Raw genomic sequence first — 15,521 nt, forward strand, 5'->3', positions numbered from 1 at the left:
GAGGCCGGTGGCGAAGGCGCCCGGGGCCCAGATCCATCCACAGGGAGAAAAATCGAATGGCATACCGAGGGTTGATGAAGAAGGTCGCGGGCGTGCCGCCCGCCTGGCTGGCCGTGGCAACGGCCGCATTCGTGTCCGGGTGCGGCGGGGGCAGCGGGGATGGCGGCGGGCCGCTCACGCCCAACGAGGCGCGGCTGCAGGTCACGCGCTCTGGCGATCTGGTGGCGTACTTCAAGGCCAAGATCGCCCAGCGGGCCGCGCTGGGCTACAGCGGCACGGCCATCACCGTGCCCACCGTGGGGGCGCTGAGCGCCGCGGGCAGCGTGGTCGCCAACACGGGCGTGCCGCTGGCCGGGCCTGCGGTGGAGGAAGACGGCCTCATCAAGGCCGAGGGCGGCATGCTCTACGGCCTGCACCGGGCCTACGCCACGGACGCGGGCCGCGAACCTCCGCGTTTCTCGGCCCTGGCCCGCGCGGCCGATGGCAGCCTGAGCAACGTGGGCCGCGTCACGCTGGACGCGAAGTTCATCCCCTATGGCCTGTACGTGGCGGGCGGCGGCACGCGTGCCGCCGTGTTGTCCCAGCAGGACCCGTATGCCGATCGGCAGCCCATCGTGGCGGCGGACGCGGGCATCACCGTGATGCCCGAATACAGCCGCATGCTGTCGCTGGACCTGTTCTCGGTCGGCAAGGACGCGGCCCCGATGCAGCTCAAGCAGATGCGCATCGACGGGCTGCTGGTGGGCAGCCGCCTGATTGGCAACACGCTGTACCTGGTCACCACCTGGTCGCCCGACCTTCTGCGCTTCAACGTGCCTGCCGGGGCTTCGGCATCGGCCGTGGAGGCCGCGCTCAAGGACCTGAACACCGCCGCGCTGATTCCGACCCTGCGCGTGGACGGCGGCCAGCCCCAGCCGCTGGTGAACGAAGCCGACTGCCTGGTGCAGACGGGCAATGCCTCGCTGTCGCTGCAGCTCACTTCCATCACGGCCATCGACCTGGCGTCATCGAACCTGGCGCGCACGAGCCGGTGCTTCGCGGGGGGCAGCGAGGCGGTGCACCTGGGCGCGCGCAGCGTGTACGTGGCCAGCTCGCGCCAGTACCGCTATGGCGGCGACGTGATCAACACCGTGTTCCCGGCGGGCAGCCGCACCGACATCCACAAGTTCACCTTCCGGGGCGCGCAGGTGGACTATGACGCATCGGGCAGCGTGGACGGCCACCTGGGCTGGGACCTGCGCCGCATGCCGTCGCGCCTGAACGAGCACCAGAACGACCTGCGCGTGCTGACCTTCACGGGCGCGGCGGGCCAAAGCGGCATGCCGCCGGTGACCATCCAGGCGCAGCAGGCCTCGCCCGCGCTGCTGACGGTGCTGCGCGACAGCGGCAGCGACAGCCGCCTGAGCGTGCAGGCCAAGCTGGCCCTCAAGCCGCGCACGGCACGCGGCGACCAGCAGGTGGACACCGTGTTCTTCGCGGGCCCACGGGCCTATGCCACCACCTTCGCCGCGGCCGAGCCCGTGTGGGTGCTCGACCTGGCCAGCCCGGCGAACCCCACGGTGGCGGGCGAGCTGGCGGCTGGCGGCCATGCGGACCACCTGGTCCCGCTGCCCGGCGGGCTGCTGCTGGGCGTGGGCAAGGACAGCACGCTCGGCGGCACGGCCGAGGGCATCCAGCTTGCGCTGTTTGACGTGCGCAACCCGGCGCAGGGCCGGCGGCTGGCGGCCGGGAAGCTGGGTGGCCGTGGCAGCATCACCACGCTCGACAGCACGCGCCCCGTGCTCGACGTGCAGGCCCTGGACACCCGGGTGCGCCTGGCGTTTCCCGCCCGGGTCTACCAGGCCCCGACGGCCGCCGGCACGTCGCCTGCGCTACGGGGCTACCAGGGGGCCGCACGGCTGGAAGTGAACACCAGCGCCGGCACGCTGGCGCTGCGCTCCATGGCCGTCTCCACGCCCATCCTGAACGGCGACACGCCCGAGCTCCACCAGCGTTTCGACATCACCAGCGAGCGCAGCCTGCAGGTGGACAACGCCGCCTACCAGCTCTCGGGCGGGCAGGTGTTCACCAAGGTGGGGGACTGAAGGCGGCGCCAGGATGAACGTCCCGGCGCGGCCAGTGGCGGGCTGGGCGGGGACGCGTGCTCAAGGGAGAAAAAACTACAAAAATAATAGCTGCCAGCGCTTGTGTGGAAAGCGCTGCCGGCATCTCGAAGGCCTGTCCGCCAGGGGGCGGCAGGCTTCTTTTTTTGCGTGCTGGCAGGCCCGTGCCCCGCTGCTCAGAGGTCCGTGCGCAGCTTCCAGATCTCGGGGAACAGCACCACGTCCAGCATCTTGCGCAGGTAGCTCACGCCGCCGGTGCCGCCCGTGCCGCGCTTGAAGCCGATCACGCGCTCCACGGTGGTCACATGCCGGAAGCGCCACAGGCGGAATGCGTCTTCCAGGTCGGTGAGTTCCTCGCCCAGCTGGTACAGGTCCCAGTGCTCCTTGGGGTTGCGGTACACCACCAGCCAGGCCTGCTCCACGCCGTCGCTTTCCGCGTAGGGCTGCGTCCAGTCGCGCTCCAGGTGGCTGGCGGGCACGGGGATGCCGCGGCGCGCCAGCAGGCGCAGGGCTTCGTCGTACAGCGAGGGCGCCTCGTACGCGGCCTGCACCTGGGCCAGCAGGTCGACACGGTGCTCGTGGGGCTTGAGCATGGCGCGGTTCTTGTTGCCCAGGGCGAATTCGATGCTGCGGTACTGGTAGCTCTGAAAGCCGCTGGACTGGCCCAGGTACGGGCGCATGGCGGTGTATTCGGGCGGTGTCATGGTGGCCAGCACGTCCCAGGCGTGCACCAGCTGCTCCATGATCTTGGAGACGCGCGCCAGCATCTTGAAGGCCATCTGCAACTCGTCGTTGGCGATGTGCGCAATGGCCGCGCGCAGCTCGTGCAGCATGAGCTTCATCCACAGCTCGCTGGTCTGGTGCTGCACGATGAACAGCATCTCGTCGTGCGCGGGCGAGAGCGGCTTTTGCGCGGTGAGGATGGCATCGAGCTGCAGGTAGTCGCCGTAGCTCATCGACTGGCTGAAGTCGAGCTGGGCGCGTTCCTCGTGCACGATGGACTCGGGCAGGGGCGTGGCGGACGCTGCGCCGGCAGCGCCTTGCGACGGGGTTTGCGAGAAGGGGCACATGGTCAATCTCCTTCCCGGTCAGGTCACGGCGTGCGTCTGGTTGAACTCGGGCTTTTGCCAGTCGCCGCTCTCCAGCACCTGGCGCAGGTGCTCCACGGCATTCCATACGTCTTCAAAGCCCAGGTACAGCGGCGTGAAGCCAAAGCGCAGGATGTCCTTGTGCGGGCCCTGGCCGCCGTTCCCCTTGCGGAAGTCGCCGATCACGCCGCGCGCGATCAGCGCCTGCACGATGGCATAGGCGCCGCTGCCCTGGCCGTTGACGCCCGCGCCCTCGTCGCGCGTCAGGCACACCTGCGAGCCGCGCCGGGCATGGTCGCGCGGCGTGGCCAGGCCCAGGCCGTGGCCCGCGCAGCGTTCTTCCACGAGCTGTATGAACAGGTCGGTGAGTGCCAGCGACTTGGTGCGCAGCGCGGCCATGCCGCCCAGCGCCTGCGCGGCCGTGAACACGTCCAGCCCGCACTGCAGCGCCGACAGGCTGATGATGGGCTGCGTGCCGCACAGGTAGCGCGTGATGCCTGTTGCGGGTTTGTAGTCGGGGGTGAAGGCAAACGGAGCCGCGTGGCCCCACCAGCCCGACAGCGGTTGCCAGAAGCGATTGGCGTGGCGCGGGTGCACCCACACAAACGCCGGTGCGCCGGGGCCGCCATTCAGGTACTTATAGCCGCAGCCGATGGAGAAGTCGGCGCCCGCGCCATGCAGGTCGACCGGCACCGCGCCCGCGCTGTGCGCCAGGTCCCACACGCACAGGATGCCCTGGGCATGCGCTGCGGCCGTGATGGCGGCCATGTCGTGCATGGCGCCGGTGCGGTAGTTCACGTGGGTGAGCATCAGCACGGCCACGTCGGGGACCAGCGCGGCGGCGATCTCCTCGGGCTCCACCAGCACCAGCTCCAGCCCGCGCTCCTTGCACAGGCCCTCGGCGATGTACAGGTCGGTGGGGAAGTTGCTGCGCTCGCTCACGACGCGCTTGCGCGCCGGGCCGTCCTCGCGGGCGATGTTCAGCGCCGCGCTCAGAACCTTGTACAGGTTGATCGAGGTGCTGTCGGTGCAGACCACTTCGTTCGGGCCCGCGCCGATCAGCGGGGCCAGCTGGTTGCCCAGGCGCTGGGGCAGATCGAACCAGCTGGCGGTGTTCCAGGATTTGATGAGGTCCGTGCCCCACTCGCGCGTCACCACATCGGCCACGCGCGCTGCCGCGGCCTTGGGGGCCACGCCCAGCGAGTTGCCGTCCAGGTAGACCACGCCCGGGGGCAGGGTGAAGTGCCCGCGCAGCGGGGCGAGGGGGTCTTGCGCATCGAGGGCGCGGCAGTCTTGTGCGGTGAGGGTCATGGTGGCAGGTGGATGGTTTGCTTCTGTTTTGATAGCTATTGGCGCTTGTCCATCAAGCGGTGGTGGCCAAAAAGGCTTGAAAATGCGGTGGTTCAGGCCAGCCGCCGCAGCACGGCGCGCACCGGCGATGCGTCGGCGGTGGCGAGCCTGAGAGGCAGGGCGATGAGCTCGTAGTCGCCTTCGGGCACCTCGTCGAGCACCAGGTTTTCGAGCACGCGCAGGCCGCGGTGGCGGATGACCTGGTGGCTGTCGAGCGTCTTGCTGTCCGCCGGGTCGATGCTGGCGGTGTCGATGCCCACCAGCAGCACGCCCAGGTCGGCCAGGCGCTCGATGGTGCCGGGGGCATAGGCCGCCAGCGCGCCATCCCAGCGGTCCACCGGCATGTGTTCGTAGGTGCGCACCAGCACCCGCTGGGGCAGGGTGGCGTCCACCGCGTGCGTGATGTGGTCCCAGGTGATGAGCGGCCCGCGCGCGATGGCGTGGATCACGCGGCAGGGGCCCAGGAAGGCGTCGAGCGGCACGTCGCCGATGCTGGCGCCATGCTCGTCGTAGTGCAGGGGCGCATCGGCATGCGCGCCCACGTGGGGCGACAGCGTGATGGCGCTCACGTTCACCGGGCAGCCGGGCCCGATGGCGGCGCACCACTGCTGGCTGTAGGCCGTATCGCCCGGGAACACGGGGCTCCCCGCGTGCACGGGCGGCGAAATGTCCCAGAGCCTGCGGGCTGTGGAAGAAGAGGGGCTGGTTGGCATGGGACAAAGTTTGCATGTCCCGCAAAAACCATGGTGTCGGTTATTTCCAACACCTTTCGCATTTTGTTGAAGCCTAAACGATCTGCGTGGCAGGCCTGGAAGATCGGCCCTGCCCCCGCGGCGGCAGCCCGTGCCGCGTGCGCGCCCGGTGGCTGGCGCGGTCTCTGGCCTGGAACCCCCCGGCAGGGGGACGGGCGCCCTGCGCAGATGCCGCAGGCGGCCGGATGCGCCTGGCGGGGCGGCCCAGGAAGGGCCTGTCAGGCAGCGCGCGGGAGGGGAATGCCGACGAAAAAGCCCACGCCCCGGCCATTCAGGCCGTCCCCCAGCTGCACCTGCCCGCCCATGCGCAGCACGGCCTGCCGCACGATGGCCAGGCCCAGCCCCGAGCCGTTGGCGGCATGCCCCAGGCCCCGGTAGAAACGCTCGAACACCCGGCTGCGCTCGGCGGCGGGAATGCCCGGCCCGTCGTCCTGCACCGCCAGGTGGAGCTCGCCGGCTTCCTCGCGCAGGGTGAGCGACACGCTACCGCCCGACTCGGCATAGCGCACGGCGTTGTCGATGAGGTTGTGCGCGATGGATTCGAAGGCGGGCAGGTCGAGCCGCGCGGGCAGGCTGTCGGGAGCGTCCAGCGACAGCTCGATCTGCCGCGCCATCGCCTGCGGCGCGGCCTGTGCGAGCGCGGCGCGCAGCCACTGCGCCACGTCCAGGTCGCGCGGTGCGGGGCGCTGCGCCTCGTCGAGCGCGGCCAGGTCCAGCAGCTGCTGCGCCAGGTGCGAGGTGCGGGCAATGGCCTGCTCCAGGTGCGCCTGGGCCTGCGTGCGTTCGTCCTCGCTCTGCGAGCGCGCCATCACATGGGCCTGCGCCGTGATCACGGCCAGCGGCGTGCGGATCTCGTGCGCGGCATCCTGCACGAAGGCCCGCTCGCGCTCGACCTTCTGGCGCAGCTGGGCGAAGAGGTGGTCCAGCGACTGTTCCAGCGGCTTGAGCTCGCGGTGCCGCGCGTTGAAGCCCACGGGCTTCAGGTCGTCGGTGTTGCGCTGTGCGATGCGCCGGGCGAGTTGCTGCAGGGGGCGCAGGCCATTGCGCACCGACAGCCAGACGGGCAGCAGCACGAAGGGCGAGGCCAGCAGCAGGTAGGGCACCAGCGCACGGCCGTTGTACTGCAGGAAGTTGGAGTCCGTGCGTTTGGGCTCGATCACCCGCAAGGCCCAGCGCGCGTTGTGGCCCGTGTAGATGCGGTAGACGGTGCCGCCCAGACGGGCCTCCGTGATCACGCCCACCGCTTCTGGCGTGGCGGGCGGCGGCGTCAACGGTTGCAGTCCGGGCGATGCGAATACCGGCTGGCCGGTGGCGGCGTCTTTCAGTTCATGCAGCAATGTGCCGGGCAGCAGGCCGATCTGGCGGCGGCGGATGTTGGTCCAGTGGTCGGTCGAGGCCAGAGCGGCGGAGGCTTGCGAACGGTCCGTGAGGTGGGCCAGTGAGTCCAGCACCGCGTCGCCATACTTCTGCAGGCCCGGGTCATAGGTGATGGCCTGCTTGTAGTTGACGTAGTTGTAGCCGAGCAGGACAACCCACACCAGGACGAAGGCCACCATGACCGAGATCACGCTGCGGCGCACCAGCGTGGGCTCCGCCAGCCTGGTCCAGGCGGTGTGCAGCTTGCGGGGAAGGGAGACGGGGCGGGTCATGCCTGCAGCAGATAGCCCACCCCGCGCACGGTGCGGATCAGCTCCGGCCCGATCTTGCGGCGCAGGTTGGACACGTGCACTTCGATGGCGCCGAAATCCACCGGCTCGCCCAGCGGGTCCAGCCGCTGGGCGAGCACGCCCTTGGGCACCACGGCGCCGGGCTCGCGCGCCAGCTCCAGCAGCAGCTGGAACTCGCGCGGCGACAGATCCAGCGGCTCGCCGCCGCGCCGCGCCTGGTGGCGCCGGGGCTCGACCACCAGCTCGCCCAGCACCCAGCGCTCGCTGGCCTGCCGCGCGCTGCGGCGCAGCACCGCACGGATGCGCGACATTAGCTCGGCCGTGGCGAAGGGCTTGATCACGAAGTCGTCCGCGCCGCCGTCCAGCCCTGCCAGCCGGTCCTCGACCGCCGAGCGCGCGGTGATCACGATGATGGGCACCTGCTGGCCCTGCGCGCGCCAGCGGGCGAGCAGGTCGAACCCGCTGCCGTCGGGCAGGGTCAGGTCCAGCAGCACGCAGTCGATGGTGTTTGCGTCCACCGTGGCCGGCGCATCCACGGCGCGGCGCAGCCATTCGCTGGTCAGGCCCTCCACCTTCAGCGCGGACTGCAGCGCGCGGCCCAGGTCGAGGTCGTCTTCGATGAGCAGGATGTGCATGGGGGGCATTGTGGGGGCTGGCAATGCGCGGCGGCCTGTAGCGTGCGCGATCGGCGGGCCTTCTTTGGCGTGCCTTAAGCTGGGCTCTTTCACAATCCCAAGCACATCAACAAGCAATATCGGGAGCGGGTGGCATGCAAATGAAACGGTTCTGCACATGGGCCGGTCTGGCGGTGTGTGCACTGTGGCTGGCGGGTTGCGCCAGTGGCCCTGCGCACCCTGCGCTGGTGGGCGGTCAGTTGCCCGATCTGGTGCCGGTGCGCAACTTCGTGGCCAGCCGGCAGTCCACCGGTGGTTACCGGGTGTCGCCGGACGGCCAGCGCATCGCCTGGTTCGGCGTGGATGGCGTGGTGCCCGCGATCTGGGTGCAGCCTATCGACGGTGGCAGTGCCAAGGCCTTCCGCATCCGGGCCCGATCCATCCGCTTCAGTGCAGACAGCCGCTGGCTGGGCATCACGGCCGACCTCACGGGCGATGAGAACACGCGCATCTTTGCGGGCGAAGTGGAGGGCCCCGGCACGGACTTGCGCGAGCTGATGCCGGCGCCCCGTTCGGTGGCACATTTTGTGGACGCCGTGGAGGGCACTGCCGACTTCACCGTCACCTCCAACCAGCGCGACAGGAAAGTCTTCGACCTGTACCGGGTCAGCGCTGCAGGCGGCGCGCCGGTGCTGCTGGCCACCAACCCTGGCAACGTCAACTGGTGGGGCGTCGACCCCAGCGGCCAGCTGCGGGCGCGCGCGCAGCTGCGTGGCGACGAGGCCCTGCTGGAGCGTCCAGGCACGGAGCCCGGCAGCTGGGTCACCGTGGCGCAGCGCAGCCGCTGGGACACCCTGAGCATCTTTGGCCTGCACGACGAGGGGCGCAAGGCGTGGGCTCTGTCCAACCGTGGCCGCGACAAGCTGGCGCTGGTGCGGCTCGACATGATTACCGGCGCCGAGGATGAGTTGTTCGCATCGCCCGATGTGGACCTGGACAGCGTAACGCTGAGCCGCCGAACGCGCGAGCCTTTGGTGGCCAACTTCATGCCAGGCTACCCGGCGCGCCAGGTGTTCGACCCCGCGTTGGCCGCGCGGCTGTCCGCACTGGCGGGCGAACAGTCGGCAGAGGTGTTCGTGACCAGCATGGACCGCACCGACACCGTGTTGACGGTAGCTGTCTCCACGGACCGCGGCACGCGCAGCTATCTGCTGCGCGAAGGGCACGAGCCACGGTTCCTCGGGGAAAACCGCCTGAGCTTGATTGCCAAGGACCTGGCACCGACCAGGCCCATCACCTACACCGCCCGCGACGGCCTGACGGTGCACGGATACCTCACGCTGCCGCAGGGCGTGGCGCAGCAAAGCTTGCCGATGGTGCTGCTGGTGCATGGCGGTCCCTGGGCGCGCGACCGCTGGGGCGATGGGGCCACAAGCCGTGCGATGCAGCAGTTCCTTGCCAACCGGGGCTATGCCGTGCTGCAGGTCAACTACCGGGGGTCCAGCGGCTATGGCCGCTCCCACATGGAAAAGGCCAGGGGCGAATTCGCGGGACGCATGCACGATGACCTGGTGGACGGCGTGCGCTGGGCCGTGGAGCAGGGCGTGGCCGACCCGACGCGCGTGGCGATCTACGGCGCGAGCTACGGCGGCTACTCGGCGCTGGTCGGCGCGACCTTTACCCCTGAGGTCTTTGCCTGCGCCGTGGACGTGGTGGGCGTGACGGACATCGCCCGGCTGCTGGAGGCCGCGCCGCCCTATTGGGAGCTGGGCCTGCCCTGGTGGCATCGCTATGTGGGCAATCCGGCCGTGCCGGAGGACCGCGCCCGCATGGATGCCAAGTCGCCCCTGTACCGCGCCGAGCATGCGCAAAAGCCCATTCTCGTCATGCATGGCGTGAACGACCCCCGGGTGAAGCTGGATCAGTCCGAACGGATGGTGGCCGCACTGCGCAAGGCGGGCAAGGAGGTGGACTACGTCACCTTCACCGGCGACGGCCATGGCAACCAGAAGTGGAGCAACAACCTCACCATGTACCGCAAGACCGAAGACTTCCTGGCCCAATGCCTGGGCGGGCGCACAGGTGGGTTCGACTACTACCAGCTGGGCGCGTGGGCGTTTTGACCATGCCGCGCGGTGCTTGGGTTCTGACGGTGTGGGCGATGATCGGTGCTGGCGCTGCCGCCGCCGCCGCGCAGGCGGCTGATCAAGGTTCCACGGAAGCGGTCTACACGCGGGCGCGTGTGGTGTCCGTGGACCGCGAAAGCGGGAGCGGCGGCAAGAAGCTGTATGTGCGCCTGAAGTTGCTGCCCCGCGCGAAGATTCCGTTCGCGACGCAGACCTTTCGGGTCGTCGACGCAAGCCTTCTGGCCGGCATCTCCGAGGGCGCATGGGTCAGGTTTCAGGCCCGGCGCATGGACGGTGAAAACACGCTGACCGCCATCCACATTGCTGACGAGTGCAAGCGATTCGAACCCTGCGACTGATGGGGGCTCAGGCGTAGAGCGTTCCCGCTCGCAGGGCTGCCAAGGCGTTGCTTAGGTTGATGTGCGCCTGCGCTTCATGGCGTTCATGGAACCATTCCGTGCCATAGATTCGCGGCCGCTCCAGAAACCCCTGCAGCACCGCGCTGCGCCCCGCTGCATACCGTGGCCAGCGCACGAAGAAGTACTCACGCCGCACGTTGCGCTCGAACTGGCGGTAGACCGCGTCGCTCTGGCCGAGGATGGCCAGATCGATGTCGACAACCCATTGCGCATCACCGGCCAGCGCGCCGGGGTTGTGGCGGGTGTCGAGGATGTGCTGGTGCACGCGCAGGACCATGGGCTCGGGCAGGTTCTGGCTGCGCAGGAAGCGCATGGCCCCGTCGGCACTGCGCTCCTCGTTGTGTTTGCTCCACGGCCAATAGATCGCGTCATGGAACCACAGGGCGAGGGCGGTGGCATGGGGGTCTTGCAGGGCACCGGGCTGCTGGTCCTGCACGGCCTGCAGGTGCCGCAGGCAGGCCCACAGGTGCGTGGTGTCGTGGTACGCGCGGGGCCAGTGGGCCCAGCCCAGGATGAGGCGCCGGCCCTCGGCGCGCCAGGCGGGGGTGTCGCGGCCCAGCGACTGGCCCAGCGCGTTCCAGTGCGCCTGCAGTTCGGCGCCATGGACGGGCTGGCGGCGCCAGGGCATGGTGGAGAAGTGGATCAGGCCACGCGGCCGAGCAAAAGGTACTCCATGAGTGCCTTTTGCACGTGCATCCTGTTGTGGCTTCGGAGCGCGGCCTGCGGCTGCTTCACGTCCGCTGTGCGGACATGAGCCTGCGCCGAAACAGGCTGCTGGCGCGGGCGCGCCAACGGATCGCATGTCATGCAATCCGGCCGAGCAAAAGGTACTCCATGAGTGCCTTTTGCACGTGCATCCTGTTTTCTGCCTCGTCCCACACCACGGACTGCGGCCCGTCGATCACGTCCGCTTCGACTTCTTCGCCCCGGTGGGCGGGCAGGCAGTGCATGAACAGGGCGTCCGGCTTGGCGGCGGCCATCATTTCGGCGTCCACGCACCAGTCGGCGAAGGCTTTCTTGCGCTCTTCGTTCTCGGCCTCGTAGCCCATGCTGGTCCACACGTCGGTGGTCACCAGGTCGGCGCCTTGGCAGGCTTCCAGCGGGTTGCTAAAGAATTGATAGCTGCCAGCGCTGATTCCGCGGGCACCAGCGGCCAGTTTCTCATCCACTTCGTAGCCGCGCGGCGTGCTCACGTGCACCTTGAAGCCCAGCAGCGATGCCGCCTGCAGCCAGGTGTTGGCCATGTTGTTGCCATCGCCCACCCAGGCCACGGTCTTGCCCTTGATGGCGCCGCGGTGCTCGATGAAGGTGAAGATGTCGGCCAGGATCTGGCAGGGGTGGTATTCGTTGGTCAGGCCGTTGATGACCGGCACGCGCGAGTTGGCGGCAAAGCGCTCGATCTTGGCCTGCTCGTAGGTGCGGATCATCACCAGGTCGACCATGCGGCTGATGACCTTGGCGCTGTCCTCGATGGGCTCGGCGCGGCCCAGCTGGCTGTCGCCCGTGGTCAGGTGCACCACGGAGCCGCCCAACTGGTACATGCCGGCTTCAAAACTCACGCGCGTGCGCGTGCTGGCCTTCTCGAAGATCATGGCCAGCGTGCGGTCCACCAGCGGGTGGTGCTTTTCGTAGGCCTTGAATTTCTTCTTGATGAGCGCGGCGCGCTCGAACAGGTAGGCGTATTCGTCGGCGGTGAGGTCGTTGAACTGCAGGTAATGTTTCATGGATGCAATGTATCGCGGCGGGCCTATTCGGCCAGGATGGCCTTGACCAGCGGGGTCAGCTTGGCGACGATCTCGTCGGCCTCGGCGGTGGTGAGGATCAGCGGCGGCACCAGGCGGATCACGCTGTCGGCCGTGACCGACAGCAGCAGGCCCGCCTCGGCCGCGCGGCCAATCAGCGCGCCGCAGGGCTTGGCAAGCTCGATGCCCAGCATCAGGCCCTGGCCGCGAATCTCCTTCACGCCGGGCAGGCTGCCCAGCTCGCGCTGCAGCGCCGCGCGCAGGTGGTCGCCCACGGTGACGGCGTTGTGCAGCAGGCCGTCCTCTTCCATGATGCGGATGGTCTCGACCCCGGCGCGCATCGCCAGCGGGTTGCCGCCGAAGGTGGTGCCGTGGTTGCCGGGCTGCAGCACGTTGGCGGCCTTGGGGCCGGCCACCACCGCGCCGATCGGCACGCCCGAGCCCAGGCCTTTGGCCAGGGGCATCACATCGGGCACGATGCCCGCCCATTGGTGGGCGAACCACTTGCCGGTGCGGCCCATGCCGCACTGCACTTCGTCGATCATCATGAGCCAGCCGCGCTCGTCGCACAGCTTGCGCAGCTGCTGCAGGTATTCGATGCGCATCGGGTTGATGCCGCCTTCACCCTGGATGGTCTCGAAGAACACGGCCACCACGTTGGGGTTGCCTTCGGTGGCCTTCCTGATGGCTTCGATGTCGTTCAGCGGCACGCGGATGAAGCCTTCCACCAGCGGGCCGAAGCCGCTGTAGATCTTGGGGTTGCCCGTGGCCGACATGGTGGCGATGGAGCGGCCGTGGAAGGCCTTCTCGTACACCACGATCTCGGGCTTGGCGATGCCCTTGTCCACGCCGAACTTGCGGGCGATCTTCAGGGCCGCCTCATTGGCCTCCAGGCCCGAGTTGCAGAAGAACACGTTCTGCATGCCCGACAGCTCCACCAGCTTGGCCGCGAGCTGTTCCTGCAGCGGCACGTGGTAGTAGTTGGAGGTGTGGATCAGCTTGGTGATCTGGTCCTGCAGCGCGGGCACGAGCTTGGCGTGGTTGTGGCCCAGGGTGTTCACGGCGATGCCGCCCAGGCCGTCCAGGTATTCCTTGCCGTTCACGTCCCAGACTCGGCTGCCCTGGCCACGGGCCAGCGCGATGGGTACGCGGCCATAGGTGTTCATCACGTGGGGCGAAGCTGCCGGGGTGGTGGCGGTCATGCAGAAATCTCCTGACGGTACGGTGATGGGCTGCCCTTGAGGGATCGAAGCCCGAGAAAGCGAAGCACGATTCTAGGGGGAGCACGATGAACGGCTGTTGACGATTGCGCATTACTGCAATGCGGCGCGGCCCACGCTGTTTCGGGGCCTGATCCGGAGTCCAGCATGTGGATTAGGGTCCCAGCTCTTATATAAGAGTTAGAATGCGCGTTGCGGTGCAGCATGCAGTGATCCTGCCTTGGCCGCGCCCCACTACCACTCCAATCCCGATGGTTTCCCCCACCTCCAAAGAAGTCTTCATCCAGGGCATTACCCATGACGGGAAGACCTTTCGCCCCAGTGATTGGGCCGAGCGGCTGGCCGGGGTGATGAGCAGTTTTCGCCCGGGCGGAGCGCGGCCCGGCAGCCATTTGAGTTACTCGCCCTGGTGCATTCCGACCACGCTCAACGGGGTGAAGTGCGTGGTGGTGCACCGCGACCTGCGCGACCACGAACCCATGGCCTGGGACTTCGTCATCAACTTCGCACGGGACAACAATCTGCAGGTGGCCGAAGCCTGCCTGTTGCCAGACCCGCCCCCGGCGCCTTCCGCCAGGCCTTGACCTTTCCCCCGGTGCGCCGGCGGGTGCGGAGCGTCTTTCGTGGCGTGGCCGGCCACTTCCGGGGCCCCGGTCCCACCGCCGTTCAGTGTTTTGCGATCACGCTGCGCCGTGGTCAGGATCCGGTGCGGGGCTGGCGCGCAGGAGCTGGTCCGACCGCAGTCTGGCCATCCAGGCCTTCTCCACGAACGGGTCCGTCACCCCGTAGTGCCCGTGCCGGACGCGCATGAGCAGGTTGGCCGAGGTCATCATCCCGATCACGCCCTGTACCTCCTGGGCCGTGGCCTCGCGGCCAATCTGCGCTGCGTAGGCCTTGAGGGCGTCGGCGGTGAACACGCCCTTGACGTCGCCACCGATGCTGCAGATGCGCGAGAACACGGCCTCGGCCAGAGGGCCCATGGCTTCCACCTTCTGCAGTTCGACGTCGGCCGCGGCCGCGCCCAGCGATTGGGCGATGGTCGGCAGATGTTCGTCGGGCCGCGCGTCCGGCGGCAGGCTGCGCAGGATGTTCAGGGCCTTCATCAGCTCCTCGGGCCGGCTCCCCATGCTTTTGAAGGCCGCCTCCGCGACGTCCGGGGCCGGGAGCATGGGCCCGAGCTGGGGGCGGACCTGCTCCAGCACGTAGTCGATGAAGTCCCGGCCCAGCACCGGAAACTCGTTGGTCACCGCGCCGTTGAACGCCTGGTTGCCCTTGAGCGTGAGCTCCTGCACCCGCGCGCGGTGGGAGCCCGTGCCCAGGAACAGGAAATAGCCGGGCGTGCCGGGGCGGGTGTTGATGGCGTCGCGCGCGGCCTTGAGCGCGTGCAGCATGTTGTCGCCGTCGGCGCTGCCCAGGGCGTGCTGGACCTCGTCGATGATGAGCACCACATCCGTGCGGGCCTGGTCGATCAGTTCCTTGAACGCCTGGGCCAGGCTCACACCTTTTTCCTTGCCCACATCGGAGAGCTTGAACCCGAACTTGAACCCCGCCGCGCCGGCATCGATGCTGGAGACATCCTTGAGCCGCCTGAGGATGGCCGAGCCCGGCGTCTGGAGCTCCTTCAAGGCCTTGCGGATCGCCTCGTGCACCAGGTCGGCCGGGTTGGCCTGGGGCTGGCTCCACAGGTCCACATAGACCACGATGGCGCCCAGGGCCTCCAGCGCGGGGATCAGGTCGGTGGCCAGGAAGGTGGTCTTGCCCACGCGCCGCTGCCCCGCCAGGAACAGGCCCGAGCGCAGCGACGTGTCGAGAAACGAGGGCCGCAGCAATTGCGTGGCCATCTCCTGCGCGAGGGCGGTTCGCCGGAAGGTCATGGTTTATTGGTTTTTATGAAATTCCAATAATTATGGTTCTTCAATAATTTATCGTAAAGAGACGGGGCGCGCCATTTGCATCCAGAAACGAAAAAACCGCCCGAAGGCGGTTTGTTCGTTTGCTGGCAGCGCACCCGTTACAAACGGCGAACGGCGGATGCCGTTCGGGCTGTTTGCCTGAAGTGGGTCAGGCGGCCAGGGCCAGGGCTTTCACCTTGGCAGACAGACGGCTCTTGTCGCGAGCAGCCTTGTTCTTGTGGAAGATGCCCTTGTCAGCCACGGTGTCGACCACGGCCTGCATCTTGGCGAACAGTTCGGTCGCCTTGGTCTTGTCGCCAGCCAGAACAGCCTTTTCGACGTTCTTGACAGCGGTACGGTATTTGGAGCGCAGCGAGGTGTTCGCAGCGTTGATCTTGACGTCCTGACGGACGCGCTTGCGGCCCGACGCCAGGCGCGGGTTCTTCTTCTTGGGTTTAGCGGATGCCATGGTTTTGATTCCTTGAGTCTGAGGATGATGCCAGCAAAGCCCGCGATTATAGCCCAGAGCCACCTACCGTGGTCACGGCG

Annotated in this window: 14 protein-coding genes; 4 read left to right on the forward strand and 10 right to left on the reverse strand. The window is 68.2% G+C overall.

Features of this window, described 5'->3' with window-relative positions; genetic code table 11:
* Nucleotides 1–56: 56 nt before the first annotated feature.
* Complete coding sequence (locus KW843_RS03385; RefSeq protein WP_218293663.1) at nucleotides 57–2,084, forward strand: beta-propeller domain-containing protein; 2,028 nt, start codon at nucleotides 57–59, stop codon at nucleotides 2,082–2,084.
* A 194-nt stretch (nucleotides 2,085–2,278) separates the two neighbouring features.
* Here KW843_RS03385 and kynA read toward each other — a convergent pair whose 3' ends face one another.
* From kynA to KW843_RS03410, 5 genes are all read right to left on the reverse strand, one after another.
* Nucleotides 2,279–3,172 (reverse strand): tryptophan 2,3-dioxygenase, encoded by an 894-nt coding sequence (gene kynA / locus KW843_RS03390; RefSeq protein WP_218293664.1) that lies wholly within the window; start codon nucleotides 3,170–3,172, stop codon nucleotides 2,279–2,281.
* An 18-nt stretch (nucleotides 3,173–3,190) separates the two neighbouring features.
* A complete protein-coding gene (gene kynU / locus KW843_RS03395) occupies nucleotides 3,191–4,501 on the reverse strand; it encodes a kynureninase (protein WP_218293665.1) in 1,311 nt (436 codons plus the stop codon).
* Nucleotides 4,502–4,593: 92 nt separating this feature from the next.
* Nucleotides 4,594–5,253, reverse strand: coding sequence for an arylformamidase (kynB, locus tag KW843_RS03400; RefSeq protein ID WP_218293666.1), 660 nt, complete (start codon nucleotides 5,251–5,253; stop codon nucleotides 4,594–4,596).
* 257 nt (nucleotides 5,254–5,510) lie between these two features.
* Nucleotides 5,511–6,941 carry a HAMP domain-containing sensor histidine kinase gene (locus tag KW843_RS03405; protein ID WP_218293667.1) on the reverse strand — a complete coding sequence of 477 codons (1,431 nt, stop codon included), beginning with the start codon at nucleotides 6,939–6,941 and terminating at the stop codon, nucleotides 5,511–5,513.
* Complete coding sequence (locus KW843_RS03410; RefSeq protein WP_218293668.1) at nucleotides 6,938–7,594, reverse strand: response regulator transcription factor; 657 nt, start codon at nucleotides 7,592–7,594, stop codon at nucleotides 6,938–6,940. The genes KW843_RS03405 and KW843_RS03410 overlap by 4 nt, the downstream gene beginning before the upstream one ends.
* Nucleotides 7,595–7,728: 134 nt before the next feature.
* On the opposite strand from KW843_RS03410, the gene KW843_RS03415 reads away from it, so the two are divergent.
* Complete coding sequence (locus tag KW843_RS03415) at nucleotides 7,729–9,696, forward strand: S9 family peptidase (protein ID WP_218293670.1); 1,968 nt, start codon at nucleotides 7,729–7,731, stop codon at nucleotides 9,694–9,696.
* Nucleotides 9,684–10,058 (forward strand): copper-binding protein, encoded by a 375-nt coding sequence (locus tag KW843_RS03420; RefSeq protein ID WP_370628425.1) that lies wholly within the window; start codon nucleotides 9,684–9,686, stop codon nucleotides 10,056–10,058. Before KW843_RS03415 ends, KW843_RS03420 begins: the two co-directional genes overlap by 13 nt.
* Nucleotides 10,059–10,065: 7 nt before the next feature.
* On the opposite strand, the gene KW843_RS03425 is transcribed toward KW843_RS03420, so the two are convergent.
* The 3 genes from KW843_RS03425 to KW843_RS03435 all read right to left on the reverse strand — a co-directional run bounded on the left by KW843_RS03425 (nucleotide 10,066) and on the right by KW843_RS03435 (nucleotide 13,062).
* Nucleotides 10,066–10,746: a hypothetical protein gene (locus KW843_RS03425; RefSeq protein ID WP_218293672.1), complete on the reverse strand. Its 681-nt coding sequence runs from the start codon at nucleotides 10,744–10,746 to the stop codon at nucleotides 10,066–10,068.
* 175 nt (nucleotides 10,747–10,921) lie between these two features.
* Nucleotides 10,922–11,842 (reverse strand): ornithine carbamoyltransferase, encoded by a 921-nt coding sequence (gene argF / locus KW843_RS03430; RefSeq protein ID WP_218293673.1) that lies wholly within the window; start codon nucleotides 11,840–11,842, stop codon nucleotides 10,922–10,924.
* Between the two features lie 23 nt (nucleotides 11,843–11,865).
* Nucleotides 11,866–13,062 carry an aspartate aminotransferase family protein gene (locus tag KW843_RS03435; protein ID WP_218293674.1) on the reverse strand — a complete coding sequence of 399 codons (1,197 nt, stop codon included), beginning with the start codon at nucleotides 13,060–13,062 and terminating at the stop codon, nucleotides 11,866–11,868.
* A gap of 269 nt (nucleotides 13,063–13,331) precedes the next feature.
* Here KW843_RS03435 and KW843_RS03440 point away from each other — a divergent pair, with 269 nt between their 5' ends.
* Nucleotides 13,332–13,664: a DUF3579 domain-containing protein gene (locus KW843_RS03440; RefSeq protein ID WP_218293675.1), complete on the forward strand. Its 333-nt coding sequence runs from the start codon at nucleotides 13,332–13,334 to the stop codon at nucleotides 13,662–13,664.
* 96 nt (nucleotides 13,665–13,760) lie between these two features.
* Here the strand turns inward: KW843_RS03440 and KW843_RS03445 are convergent, their stop codons facing one another.
* Complete coding sequence (locus KW843_RS03445) at nucleotides 13,761–14,954, reverse strand: AAA family ATPase (RefSeq protein WP_218293676.1); 1,194 nt, start codon at nucleotides 14,952–14,954, stop codon at nucleotides 13,761–13,763.
* A gap of 187 nt (nucleotides 14,955–15,141) precedes the next feature.
* Entirely contained in the window at nucleotides 15,142–15,441 is a 300-nt protein-coding gene (gene rpsT / locus KW843_RS03450) for a 30S ribosomal protein S20 (RefSeq protein WP_218293677.1), read from the reverse strand.
* Between the last annotated feature and the right edge of the window lie 80 nt (nucleotides 15,442–15,521).

Origin of the sequence: Acidovorax sp. sif1233 (genome assembly GCF_019218755.1) — a bacterium.
In the GTDB taxonomy this organism is placed as follows: Bacteria; Pseudomonadota; Gammaproteobacteria; order Burkholderiales; family Burkholderiaceae_C; genus Acidovorax.

Excerpts from the sequence above, each read along its gene's own strand:
- kynB (WP_218293666.1), bottom strand. The coding sequence starts at position 5,253 with ATGCCAACCAGCCCCTCTTCTTCCACAGCCCGCAGGCTCTGGGACATT.
- kynA (WP_218293664.1), bottom strand. The coding sequence starts at position 3,172 with ATGTGCCCCTTCTCGCAAACCCCGTCGCAAGGCGCTGCCGGCGCAGCG.
- rpsT (WP_218293677.1), bottom strand. The coding sequence starts at position 15,441 with ATGGCATCCGCTAAACCCAAGAAGAAGAACCCGCGCCTGGCGTCGGGC.
- KW843_RS03415 (WP_218293670.1), top strand. The coding sequence starts at position 7,729 with ATGCAAATGAAACGGTTCTGCACATGGGCCGGTCTGGCGGTGTGTGCA.
- KW843_RS03405 (WP_218293667.1), bottom strand. The coding sequence starts at position 6,941 with ATGACCCGCCCCGTCTCCCTTCCCCGCAAGCTGCACACCGCCTGGACC.
- argF (WP_218293673.1), bottom strand. The coding sequence starts at position 11,842 with ATGAAACATTACCTGCAGTTCAACGACCTCACCGCCGACGAATACGCC.
- kynU (WP_218293665.1), bottom strand. The coding sequence starts at position 4,501 with ATGACCCTCACCGCACAAGACTGCCGCGCCCTCGATGCGCAAGACCCC.
- KW843_RS03410 (WP_218293668.1), bottom strand. The coding sequence starts at position 7,594 with ATGCACATCCTGCTCATCGAAGACGACCTCGACCTGGGCCGCGCGCTG.
- KW843_RS03435 (WP_218293674.1), bottom strand. The coding sequence starts at position 13,062 with ATGACCGCCACCACCCCGGCAGCTTCGCCCCACGTGATGAACACCTAT.
- KW843_RS03440 (WP_218293675.1), top strand. The coding sequence starts at position 13,332 with ATGGTTTCCCCCACCTCCAAAGAAGTCTTCATCCAGGGCATTACCCAT.
- KW843_RS03425 (WP_218293672.1), bottom strand. The coding sequence starts at position 10,746 with ATGCCCTGGCGCCGCCAGCCCGTCCATGGCGCCGAACTGCAGGCGCAC.
- KW843_RS03445 (WP_218293676.1), bottom strand. The coding sequence starts at position 14,954 with ATGACCTTCCGGCGAACCGCCCTCGCGCAGGAGATGGCCACGCAATTG.
- KW843_RS03385 (WP_218293663.1), top strand. The coding sequence starts at position 57 with ATGGCATACCGAGGGTTGATGAAGAAGGTCGCGGGCGTGCCGCCCGCC.